2 protein-coding genes are annotated in these 12,943 nt (G+C 72.7%); both read right to left on the bottom strand.

From position 1 onward, the window contains the following. On the bottom strand, positions 1-9,089 hold a 9,089-nt coding region (locus tag ABT296_RS37675; protein WP_351934520.1), incomplete at its 3' end, for a beta-ketoacyl synthase N-terminal-like domain-containing protein. Positions 9,090-9,137: 48 nt separating this feature from the next. Continuing rightward, positions 9,138-12,943: type I polyketide synthase (locus ABT296_RS37670; protein WP_351934518.1), on the bottom strand; the 3,806-nt coding region annotated here is incomplete at its 5' end.

Here is a 12,943-nt window from a genome sequence, read left to right as displayed (position 1 = left end):
TCCAGCCAGTAGCGGTGGTGCTGGAAGGCGTAGGTGGGGAGGTCGACGCGTTCGACGGCACGGCCCGCGTATACGGCCGACCAGTCGATGTCGGCGCCCTGGACCCAGAGTTCGGCCGCGCTCGCGATGACTCGGGTGCTCTCGTCCTCGTCCCGGCGCAGGGTGCCCACGACGGTGACGGGCCTCGCGTCGGCTTCGGCGATGGCCTGGACAGCGATGGTCAGGACGGGGTGCGCGGACACCTCGATCAGACGGGAATGCCCCTGGTTCAGAGCCACTTGCACGGCGTCAGTGAAACGGACCGGCTGACGCAGACCCTCGTACCAGTACGTCGCGTCCATCGTTGCGGTGTCCAGCGGCTCGCCCGTCACCGTCGAGATCAGGGGAATGCGGGAGGGGCGGGGTTGGACGGGGGCCAAGGCCTCCAGCAGACGGTCCCGGATGTCCTCCACCTGTGCGGAGTGGGAGGCGTAGTCCACGGGGACGCGACGGGCCCGCACCCCAGCGGCTTCGGCTGCCGCCGCGATCTCATCCAGGGCCTCCGGATCACCGGCCACCACGGTGGCGTCAGGTCCGTTGTAGACGGCGATCGACACCCGGTCCCCGTACGAACTCACCCACTCCGACGCCTGCTCCGGACCAGTCGCCAGCGACAACATGCCACCACGACCGGCCAGTTCATCCCGTACTGCGGCTGATCGCAGCGCCACCACCCGCGCCGCATCCTCCAAACTCAGCGCACCCACCACCGCCGCAGCCGCGATCTCACCCTGCGAATGACCAATCACCGCAGACGGTTCCACGCCCAGCGACTCCCACAGCGCGGCCAGCGACACCATCACCGCCCACAACACCGGCTGGACGACATCAACCCGCTGCAACCAAACGTCGTCATCACCACGCAGCACATCAGTGAGCGACCACTCCACGAACGGCGCGAGAGCCGCCTCGCACTCCGCGATCCGTGAGGCGAACACCGGCGAGGACTCCAACAACCCCCGCCCCATCCCCACCCACTGCGACCCCTGCCCCGGAAACACCAACACCGGCCCACCGGACCCCGAAACAACCCCGGAAACAGCCTGAGCCGAAACCCCACCCGAGGCCAGCGCCTCAAGCCCAGCCTTCAGTTCCGCCGCCTCACGCCCCCACACCACACCCCGATGCTCCAGAGCCGCCCGCCCCGAAAGCAGCTGCCAGCCCACGTCCACCGGCGCACCTAACGCACCGGTCAACCGCCCGGCCTGAGCGGCCAAGGCCTCCGCCGACCGCCCCGACACCAACCACGGCACCACCGCCGACCCCGACAGCCCACCGGAACCGGAGACCGTCACGGGGGCCGCCCCGGCGTCCTCCGCCTCCTCCAGGATCACGTGCGCGTTCGTCCCCGAGATGCCGAAGGACGAGACACCCGCGCGGCGCGGGTGGCCGTTCGCGGCCCACTCCCGCTCCTCCGTGAGCAGTTGTACGCCGCCCGCCGCCCAGTCCACGTGGGGGCTCGGTTCGTCGGCGTGGAGGGTGCGCGGGAGGACCCCTGCCCGCATGGCCATCACCATCTTGATGACGCCCGCGACACCGGCCGCGGCCTGCGTGTGGCCGACGTTCGACTTCACCGACCCCAGCCACAAGGGCCGTTCGGCCTCCCGCCCCTGCCCGTAGGTGGCCAGCAGGGCGGCGGCCTCGATGGGGTCGCCCAGGGTGGTGCCCGTGCCGTGGGCCTCGACCACGTCCACCTCACCGGCGGCGACCCCGGAGTTGGCGAGGGCCTGCCGGATCACCCGCTGCTGCGACGGACCGTTCGGCGCGGTCAGACCGTTGGAAGCACCGTCCTGATTGACCGCGGAACCCCGTACGACCGCCAGTACCCGGTGCCCCTTGGCTCGTGCGTCCGAGAGCCGCTCGACGAGCAGCATGCCGACGCCCTCCGCGGGGCCGAAGCCGTCGGCGTCGGCGGAGAAGGCGCGGCAGCGGCCGTCCACGGAGAGCCCGCGCTGTCGGCTCATCTCGACGAATCCGGCCGGGGAGCAGACGACGGTGACTCCTCCGGCGAGGGCCAGGTCGCACTCTCCGGAGCGCAGGGACCGGACGGCCATGTGCAGGGCGACCAGGGAGGAGGAGCAGGCGGTGTCGACGGTGACCGCCGGTCCCTCCAGGCCGAGTTGGTACGCGACGCGGCCGGAGGTGACGCTGAGCATGTTGCCGGTGCCGAGGAAGCCCTCGACGTCGTCGGGGACGGTGTCGAGGCGGGACAGGTACTCGGAGTTGAGTGCGCCGACGAAGACCCCGGTCTGGCTGCCGCGCAGGGAGGCCGGGTCGAGGCCGGCCCGCTCGACGGTCTCCCAGGAGACCTCCAGTGCGAGGCGTTGCTGCGGGTCCATGGCGAGGGCCTCGCGTGGGGAGATGGCGAAGAAGCCGGCGTCGAATCCGGCGATGTCGGCCATCAGTCCGGCGCCGCGCATGTAGGTCTTGCCGCGGGCGTCGGGGTCGGCGTCGTAGAGGGAGTCCATGTCCCAGCCGCGGTTCTCGGGGAAGGCCCCGACCGCGTCGCGGGCCTCGCCGACGAGTCGCCACAGGTCCTCGGGGGATTCGACGTCGCCGGGGAAGCGGCAGGCCATGCCGACGATGGCGATGGGTTCGTCCGCCGGACCGCCGTGGGCGACGGCTGTCGTCCCTCCCGAGGCGCTGCCGGGTTCACCGGACAGTTCGCCGGACAGTGCGCCGACCAGTTCGCCGGCCACGAGGCGGGCGACGGCGGCCGGGGTGGGGTGGTCGAAGGTGAGCGCGGCCGGGAGGCGCAGGCCGGTGGCCGCGTTGACGCGGTTGCGCAGTTCGACTGCGGTGAGGGAGTCGAACCCGAGCTCCTTGAAAGGCCGTTCGGCGTCGACGGCGCCGGGGTCGGCGTGGCCGAGTACCGCGGCGGCATGGGAGCGGACCAGGTCCAGCAGGAAGCGCTGCCGTTCGGCGGGTGAGAGCCTCGTGACCTGTGCGGCGAGCGTCCCGGCGCGGTGGGTGTCGCCGGCGTCGGCCGTTCGGCGGGCGGTGGCGCGCACGATGCCGCGCAGCAGGGGCGGTACGGGCTTGCCCGCGACCGCGTGGCGCAGGGCGGCGGTGTCGAGTTCGGTGGCGACGAAGTGGGCGCCGTCACGCCTGGCCGCGGCGTCGAAGAGGGCGATGCCGTGCTCGTCGGTGAGGGGGACGAAGCCGCTGCGCGCGACCCGGTCGATGTCGCCCTCGGCGAGGTGCCCGGTCATGGCGCTGGCCTGCTCCCACAGGCCCCAGGCCAGCGAGGTGGCGGGCAGGCCGCGGGCTCGGCGGTGTTGGGCGAGGGCGTCGAGGAAGGTGTTGGCGGCGGCGTAGTTGGCCTGGCCGGGGGCGCCGAGGACACCGGACGCGGAGGAGTACAGGACGAACAGGGCGAGGTCGGCGTCGCGGGTCAGTTCGTGCAGGTTGAGGGCCGCGTCGGCCTTGGGTCGCCACACCGCGGCGAGCCGGTCCGGGGTGAGGGAGGTCAGCACGCCGTCGGCGAGGACTCCCGCCGCGTGGACGACACCGGTGAGGTTGCGGCCGTCGAGGAGGGCGGCGAGCCGGCCCCGGTCGGCGGCGTCACAGGCGGCGACCTCCACGACGGCACCCAACTCACGAAGTTCGGTGACGAGTTCGGAGGCTCCCAGGGCTTCGGGGCCCTTTCGGCCGGTGAGCAGCAGGTGCCGTACGCCGTGGTCGGTGACCAGGTGGCGGGCGAGCAGCCCGCCGAGGGTTCCGGTGCCGCCGGTGATCAGGACCGTGCCGTTCGGGTCCAGCGCGGGCGGGTTGGTGAGGACGACCTTCCCGGTGTGCTTCGCCTGGCTGATGTGCCGGAACGCCTCCGGACCGCGGCGGACGTCCCATGCGGTGATCGGCATGTGCCGCAGTACGCCCCGCTCGAACAGTGCCAGCACCTCGGCCAGCATCTCCCCGCAGCGGTCGGCTCCGGCCTCCTTCAGGTCGTACGCCCGGTAGTCGACGCCCGCGTGGTCGCCCGCCACCTGCAGCGGGTCCCGCTTGTCGGTCTTTCCCATCTCCAGGAACCGTCCGCCTCGTGGCAGCAGGTCGAGGGAGGCGTCGACGTACTCCCTGGCAAGGGAGTTGAGGACGATGTCCACTCCCGCACCCCCGGTCACCGTCAGGAACCTCTCCCGGAAGTCGAGGTCCCGGGAGGAGGCGATCTCGGCGTCCGACAGGCCCAGACCCCGCAGCGCGTCCCACTTGCCCGGACTGGCGGTGGCCAGAACCCTCGCACCGAAGTGGCGGGCGAGCTGGATCGCGGCCATGCCGACCCCACCGGCGCCCGCATGGACGAGGACCGTGTCGCCCTCCTGGATGCGGGCGAGGTCGACGAGGCCGTAGTACGCGGTCAGGTAGGCGACCGGGACTGAGGCCGCCTGCTCGTACGACCAGCCCTCGGGCACCGGCGCCAGCATGCGGGCGTCCGCCACGGCCAGCGGGCCGAAGCCGCCGTCGACCAGACCCACGACCCGGTCACCGGGGGCGAAGCGGATGACGTCCGCCCCCACTTCGAGCACGACGCCCGCGCACTCGCTGCCCATCACGGTCTGCCCGGGGACCATTCCGAGGCCGATCAGCACGTCGCGGAAGTTCACGCCCGTGGCGCGGACCCCGATCCGGATCTCACCCGGCGCCAGGTCCGCCGTGGCTCGCGGGGCCGGCAGCAGCCGCAGCCCCTCCAGGGTGCCGGATGCGGCCGTGTCCAGCCGCCAGGCCCGTTCCCCGGCCGGGGGCACCAGCGCACCGCCCGTGTCGGCCGGGGTCAGCCGGGGTGCCAGCACCCGACCGCCACGGACGGCGACCTGCGACTCGTCCGCGGCGAGCGCCGTGGCGACGGCGTCCGCGACCTCGTCGGCGGAGTGCTCGGCGTACTGCCCGGCGGGCTTCTCGGCTGACTGCCCGCCGGTCTCCCCGGCGGGATCGAGGTCGACCAGCAGGAAGCGTCCCGGGGCCTCCGTCTGGGCGGTACGGACGAGCCCCCACAGCGCTGCCGCGGACAGGTCCGTGACGTCGTCGTCGGCCCCGGCGGCCACGGCACCCCGAGTGACGACGGCGAGGCGGGAGTCGGCGAGGGCGTCGGCGGCCAGCCACTTCTGGAGGAGGGCGAGCAGTGCGGCCGTCACCGACTCCGCGTCCCGCGCCAGATCCCCGGAGGGTGCGGTCGGCGGCGCCCAGAGCACGGTCCCGGGAGCCGGCACACCGCTCTCCGCCACGGCCAGCAGTCCGCCCAGGTCCGCGTACGAGTCCACCGCCAGGCCGGCGACCTGTACGGCGGCGGCCAGCCCGGCAGCGTCCTCCCCGACGACCGCCCAGGATTCGACGGCATCGGGCACGGCGACGGGCACGGATGTCCAATTGAGCCTGAAAAGCCCGTCGTTGACGGCCGTCTCCGCTGCCACGACCTGCTCGGGGCGTACGGACCGCAGGACCAGCGAGTCCACGGCGGCGACGGGGGCGCCGGTCGCGTCGGCGACCTGAATGCTCAGGGCGTCCTCCGCCGTGGGTGCGATCCGCACCCGGGCGGCCGACGCTCCGACCGCCGTCAGCTCCACCCCGGACCAGGCGAACGGCAGCCTGAGCGTGCCCGGTTCGTCATCCGCGGCGAACCGGCCGACGCCGATCGCCTGGAGCGCCGCGTCGAGCAGCGCCGGGTGGATGCCGTAGCGGGCGGCGTCCGCGTGCTGATCCTCGGGCAGCGCCAGTTCGGCGTACACCGTGTCACCGGCCAGCCAGGCCGCACGCAGGCCCCGGAAGGCGGGGCCGTAGCCGTATCCGGCCGCTTCGGCCTCGGCGTAGAAGTCCCGTACGTCCACGGCTTCGGCGCCGGGAGGAGGCCAGACCGTGAGGTCGGGCGAGGGGCGGTCGCCGGTGCTGGAGGGCGGCGAGAGCAGTCCTTCGGCGTGGAGGGTCCACGGTGCGCCGGTGCGCGTGCCTGTGCCAGTCCCGGCGCCGTCGCGGCGGGCGTGGATCGTCAGTGCTCGGTCGCCGGCCTCGTCGGGCGCGGCCAGGACGACCTGGACCTGCACACCGGTGTCCTCCGGGAGGACGAGGGGTGCCTGGAGGGTGAGTTCGGTGAGGTGGCCGCAGCCGACCTCGTCACCGGCCCGGATGGCGAGTTCGACGAACGCGGTGCCGGGGAGGAGGACGGTGCCGGCGACGGCGTGGTCGGCGAGCCAGGGGTGGGCGCGCGTGCTGATCCTGCCGGTCAGAATCAGTCCCCCATCGGCGGCGAGGCTCACCGAGACGCCGAGGAGGGGGTGGCCGGTGGCGCCCAGGCCCAGCTCTGCGGGATCGCCGGTGGTGCCGGACGCCTCCAGCCAGTAGCGCTCCCGCTGGAAGGCGTAGGTGGGGAGGTCGACGCGTTCGACGGAGCGGCCCGCGTATACGGCCGACCAGTCGATGTCGGCGCCCTGGACCCACAGTTCGGCCACGCTGGCGATGACTCGGGTGTTCTCGTCCTCGTCCCGGCGCAGAGTTCCGACGACGGTGAGCGGAGTCTCCACGGCTTCCGCGATGGCCTGCACGGCGGTCGTCAGGACGGGGTGCGCGGACACCTCGATCAGACGGGAATGCCCCTGGTTCAGGGCCACTTGGATGGCGTCGGTGAAGCGGACCGGCTGATGCAGACCCTCGTACCAGTAGGTCGCGTCCATCGTTGCGGTGTCCAGGGGCTCGCCGGTCACCGTCGAGATCAGGGGTATGCGGGAGGGGCGGGGCTGCACAGGGGCGAGAGCGTCGAGGAGCCGGTCCCGGATGTCCTCCACCTGTGCGGAGTGGGAGGCGTAGTCCACGGGGACGCGACGGGCCCGTACCCCGGCCGCCTCGACCACCGCCGCGATCTCATCCAGCGCCTCCGGGTCACCGGCGACGACCGTGGCATCCGGACCGTTGTAGACGGCGATCGACACCCGGTCCCCGTACGGCTCCGCCCACTCCGACACCCGCTCCGGACCCGCCGCAAGCGACAACATGCCACCACGACCAGCCAGTTCATCCCGCACAGCCGCCGAACGCAGCGCCACCACCCGCGCCGCATCCTCCAAACTCAGCGCACCGACCACCGCCGCCGCAGCGATCTCCCCCTGCGAATGACCAATCACCGCAGCCGGTTCCACGCCGAGGGACTCCCACAGCGCGGCCAGCGACACCATCACCGCCCACAACACCGGCTGCACCACATCAACCCGCCGCAACCAGGCGTCGTCATCACCACGCAGCACGCCACTCAACGACCAATCCACGAAGGGCCCCAGGGCGGCCTCGCACTCCGCGATCCGTGAGGCGAACACCGGCGAGGACTCCAACAACCCCCGCCCCATCCCCACCCACTGCGACCCCTGCCCCGGAAACACCAACACCGGCCCACCAGCACCCGACACAACCCCGGAAACAGCCTGAGCCGACACACTCCCGGAGGCCAAAGCCGCCAGCCCAGCGCTCAGTTCGGCTGACTCCCGCCCCCACACCACACCCCGATGCTCCAGGGCAGAACGCGAGGACCACAGCCCCCACCCCACATCCACCGGCGCCCCGGCCACCCCCACAAGCCGACCCGCCTGCGCAGCCAGCGCCTCCGCTGAACGCCCCGACACCAACCACGGCACCACCGACGAACCCGACAACGCACCGGAACCGGAGACCACCAGCGGCGCCGCCCCCGACTCCGCCTCCTCCAGGATCACGTGCGCGTTCGTCCCGGAGATACCGAAGGACGAGACCGCCGCCCGACGCGGGTGGTCGTTCCGCTGCCACTCCCGCCCTTCGGTGAGAAGCCGGACGTCGCCCGCGCTCCAGTCGACGTGCGGGGTCGGTTCGTCGATGTGGAGGGTGCGCGGGAGCGTGCCCTTCCGAAGGGCCATCACCATCTTGATGACGCCTGCCACGCCCGCGGCGGCCTGCGTGTGCCCGATGTTGGACTTCACCGAGCCCAGCCACAGCGGCTGGTCGGCGGACCGTTCCTGGCCGTAGATCGCGAGCAGCGCGTGTGCCTCGATCGGGTCGCCGAGGGTGGTGCCGGTGCCGTGGGCCTCCACCGCGTCAACCTCGGCTGCCGTGAGGCGGGCGTTCTCCAACGCCGCCTGGATGACGCGCTGTTGGGAGGGGCCGTTGGGTGCGGTGAGGCCGTTGGAGGCGCCGTCCTGGTTGACCGCGGAGCCTCGTACGACGGCGAGGACCTGGTGGCCCTTGGCCTGGGCGTCGGAGAGACGCTCCACCGCGAGGACGCCGATCCCCTCCGACCAGCCCGTGCCGTCGGCCGCCGCCGCGAACGGCTTGCAGCGGCCGTCCGCCGACAGACCGCGCTGTCGGCTGAACTCGACGAAGACGCCGGGGCTCGGCATGACGGTGACTCCGCCCGCGAGGGCTAGGTCGCACTCTCCGCTGCGCAGGGCCTGCACCGCCAGGTGCAGCGCGACCAGGGAGGAGGAGCAGGCCGTGTCGACGGTGACCGCCGGGCCCTCCAGGCCGAGGGTGTAGGCGAGCCGTCCGGTGAGCACACTGGTGGCGTTGCCGGTCAGGGAGAAGCCGCTGACCTGCTCCGGAACGTGCAGCATGTCGGTGAGGTAGCCGAAGCCGGAGGCCCCGACGAAGACGCCGGTCCGGCTGCCGCGGAGCGAGCCGGGGGCGATCCCGGCGTGTTCGAACGCCTCCCAGCCCGTCTCCAGGAGCAGTCGCTGCTGGGGGTCCATGGCGAGGGCCTCGCGGGGCGAGATGCCGAAGAACTCGGCGTCGAAGAGGTCGGCGTCGTGCAGGAAGCCGCCTTCGACGACGTAGCTCTTGCCGTGTGTGTCCGGGTCGGGGTCGTACAGGTCCTCGTCCCAGCCGCGGTTGACCGGGAAGGGGGTGATCCCGTCGCCGCCCTCCGCCACGAGTCGCCACAGGCCCTCGGCCGAGTCGACGCCGCCGGGGAAGCGGCAGGCCAGGCCGACGATCGCGATGGGTTCGCGGCTCTTGGCCTCGGTCCGCTGGAGGCGCTGCCGGGTCTCCTGGAGATCGGCGGTGACCAGCTTGAGGTACTCGCGGAGCTTGGCTTCGTTGCCGGACATCTGCCTTCGTCTCCAGGAGAGGTTCGGGGCGGGCGGAGGAGGGGGTGGTCAGCCGAGGCCGAGTTCCTTGTTGATCAGGGCGAACATCTCGTCGTCGGTGGCTTCGTCGAGCGAGGCGGACGGCTCCTGCGGTGTTCCGGGGGTGGCAGCGTCCTGTTCGGCGGGAGCGTCGTCGGGGGGTGTGTCCTCCAGCCGCCAGACCAGTGACCGGAGGCGTTTGAGCAGCGCGGTCCGGCCCTCGGCGGAGGGTGTTTCGGTGGCGAGCGCGGCTTCCAGTCGTTCCAGGTCGCCCAGGACGGTGGTGCGGTCGGTGTCCTCGGGGGCGAGCCGGCTGTTCAGGTGGGCGGCAAGCGCCCGGGGGCTCGGGTAGTCGAAGACGAGGCTGGTGGGCAGCCGCAGTCCGGTGGCGCCGCCCAGCCGGTTGCGCAGTTCGACGGCGGTGAGGCTGTCGAAGCCCAGGTCGGAGAAGTCGCGGTCGGCGTCGAGGGTGGCGGAGCCACCGTGCGCGAGCACGTCGGTGACATGGCCGCGTACGAGTTCCAGGAAGTAGGCGGTGCGTTCCTTGGCGTCCTTGCCCGCGAGGCGCTCGGCGAGGGTGGCGGCTCCGTCCGTGGCCCGGGCGGAGGCGCGGCGCGGCTGGGTGGGGACGATGCCGGTGAGGACGGGCGGCACCATGCCGGCCTGGGCGTTGCGGCGGAGGGTGGCCATGGTGAGTTCCACGGCGACGTACAGGGCGTCGTCGCCGGTGCCGGCCGAGTCGAGGAGTCCGAGGGCCACCGGGGAGGAAAGCGGGGCGAGGCCGGAGCGGGTGAGGCGGTCCAGGTCGGCCGGGTCGAGGCGGCCGGTCATGCCGCTGGCCTCGCCCCACAGTCCCCAGGCGACTGAGGTGGCGGGCAGGCCGTGGGCGCGGCGGTGGTGGGCGAGGGCGTCGAGGAAGGCGTTGGCGGCGGCGTAGTTGGCCTGGCCCGGGCTGCCGAAGACGCTCGCGGTGGAGGAGAACAGGACGAAGGCCGACAGGTCGAGGTCACGGGTGAGCTGGTGCAGGGTGAGGGCCGCGTCCGCCTTGGGGCGGAGCACGGTCTCCAACTGTCCGGGGGTGAGGGCCGACAGGACGGCGTCGTCGATGACTCCGGCGGCGTGGACGACGGCGGTCAGCGGGTGTTCGGCGGGGATCTTGTCGAAGAGGGCGGCCAGTTCGCCGGCGTCGGCGACGTCGCAGGCGATGACGTCGGCGTCGGCTCCTAGCCTGGCCAGATCGGCCACGAGTGCCTGGGCTCCGGGCGAGTCGGCGCCGGTGCGGCTGGTGAGCAGGAGGCGCCGGACGCCGTGTTCCCCGGCGAGGTGGCGGGCGACGAGGGTGCCGAGGGTTCCGGTGCCGCCGGTGATGAGCACGGTGCCGTCCGTGCGCCACGGGGTCGTGTCGTCCGAGTCCGGGCGCCACGGGATCGTGTCAGCCGCGTCCGGGCGCCGCCTCGGGGTCGCGCGGGTCGCCTCGGTGTCCCGCCACGCGGTCGCGCGGGTCGCCTCGGTGTCCCGCCACGCGGTCGCGCGGGCCGCGTCCGAGGTGCGGGACGGGACTCGGCGGGCGAGGCGCGGGACGAGGGCCTGTTCTCCGCGCAGGGCGGCCTGCGGTTCTCCCGCGGCGAGCGCGGACCGTACGGTCTCGGCCAGCAGCTCGGGGTCCGTGTCCGGTGTGGCGTCCACCAGGAGGAAACGGTCGGGGTGTTCGTTCTGGGCGGTGCGCAGCAGACCCCAGAGCGGCGCGTGCACCAGGTCGGTGACGTCCTCCCCGGTGCGGGTGGCGACGGCGCCCGCGGTGACGACGACGAGCCGGGTCTCGGTCAGCCGGGGCTCGGCGAGCCACTCGCGCAGGGTGGCGAGGGTGCGCCGGACGGCGTCCAGTACGGCCTCCCCGTCCGGCGCGGCCGAGGCCCCCTCGGGAGCGGCGCAGGACATCAGGGCGACGGGGGGCGCGGGTACGCCGGCGTCGAGGACGGCGGTGAGGGCGGACAGGTCCGTGTACGCGGACAGGGTCGTACCGGCGTACTGAAGGCCGGCGGCGAGGGCCAGCGGGTCGGCGCCCAGGACCGCCCACGCCTCTTCGTGGACGTCCTCGGGAACGGCCGTGTCGAAGGGCGCCCAGTCGAGGCGGAAGAGGCGGTCCCGGTGGGCGGGCGCGGCCGGGAGCTGTTCGGGGGCGAGGGGGCGCAGGGTGAGGGAGGCGGCGGTGAGTACGGGGCTGCCGGTGGTGTCGGCGACGGTGACCGTCGGGGACGTACCGTCCGCACCGGGGGTGAGGGCGACGCGGACCTGGTCGGCTCCGGACGCGTGGAGGGTGATGTCCCGCCAGGAGAAGGGGACTTGGATGGTGTGGTCCTCGGCGTCCGCGAGCACGCCGAGCGGGTGCAGTGCGGCGTCCAGGAGGGCCGGGTGCAGGCCGTATTCGGTGGCCTCGGCACGCGTGGCTTCCGGGAGTGCGATCTCGGCGAAGACTTGGTCTCCCCGGCGCCAGGCGGCGGTCATGCCCTGGAAGGCGGGCCCGTAGCCGTAGCCGGCGGCCTCGGCCCGGTCGTAGAAGCCGGACACGTCGACGGGCTCGGCATCGGCAGGGGGCCACGCGGTGAGGTCGGCGGTGGCTGAAGCCGCATCCGGTGATACGGCCCCCAGGACGCCCTCCGCATGGAGGGTCCACGCGGCGTCCGAACCCTCCGCACGGGAGTACACGGCCAGCGAACGCCGCCCCTCGCCCTCATCGGCAACCCCGACAACGACCTGGACCTGCACCCCGGCCCCGTCCCGCCCGTCGAGGACCAGCGGTGCCTGGAGCGTCAGTTCGTGGACGCTCCCGCAGCCCACCTCGTCCCCCGCCCGGGCCGCCAGCTCCACGAAGCCGGTACCGGGGAAGAGGACCGTGCCCGCGACGGCGTGGTCGGCCAGCCAGGGCTGGGTACGCGTCGAGAGTCGGCCGGTCAGCATGACCCCGCCGTCGGCAGCGACACTGACGGCCGCCCCCAGCAACGGATGCCCGACCTCACCGAGCCCCAGCCCACCGGGATCACCGGCACCGCTGCCTACCTGGAGCCAGTAACGGTCGCGTTGGAAGGCGTAGGTGGGCAGGTCGACACGGCGGGGATGGCGGTCGGCGAAGAGGGCGGGCCAGTCGACGTCGACTCCGCCGGCCCAGAGGCGGGACACGGCCGACGTGAACGTCTCGACCTCGTCGTGATCGCGGCGGGTTGTCGGAACGAAGAGCCCTTCCACGCACTCCGCGGCCATCGCGGTCAGCGTCGCGTCCGGACCCAACTCAAGGAACTTCGTCACGCCCGCATCGGCCAGCCAGCTGACACCGTCGGCGAAACGGACGGTCTGCCGGATGTGCCGCACCCAATACGCGGGCGTGCACAACTCCTCCCCCGCCAGCCGCCCCGACACATTCGAGACCACCGGAATCTGCGGCTCGGAGAACTCAATGCCCGCCGCGACCTGCTCGAACTCGGCGAGCATCGGCTCCATGAGCGAGGAATGGAAGGCGTGGGAAACCGTAAGCCTTCGAGTCTTCACCCCGACAGCAGTCAACTGCACACGCACGGCCTCGATTTCAGCCTCGGGACCCGAAAGAACAACAGATGTGGGCCCATTCACGGCTGCCACATCCACCGAGCCCAGCACATCTTCGACGTCCGCCAAAGCAGCCTGGACCGAGAGCATCGCCCCGCCCAAAGGCAGCGCCTGCATCAAACTCCCGCGCGCCGCCACCAAACGACAGGCATCCCCCAGCGAGAACACCCCCGCCACATACGCAGCGACCAACTCCCCGACCGAATGCCCCATCACGAAGTCCGGGCGAACACCCC

It is taken from the genome of Streptomyces sp. NPDC000983, from assembly GCF_040299205.1.
In the GTDB taxonomy this organism is placed as follows: domain Bacteria; phylum Actinomycetota; class Actinomycetes; order Streptomycetales; family Streptomycetaceae; genus Streptomyces.
Note: the sequence above shows the minus strand (reverse complement) of the source record. Positions and strands in the feature narration are given on the sequence as shown.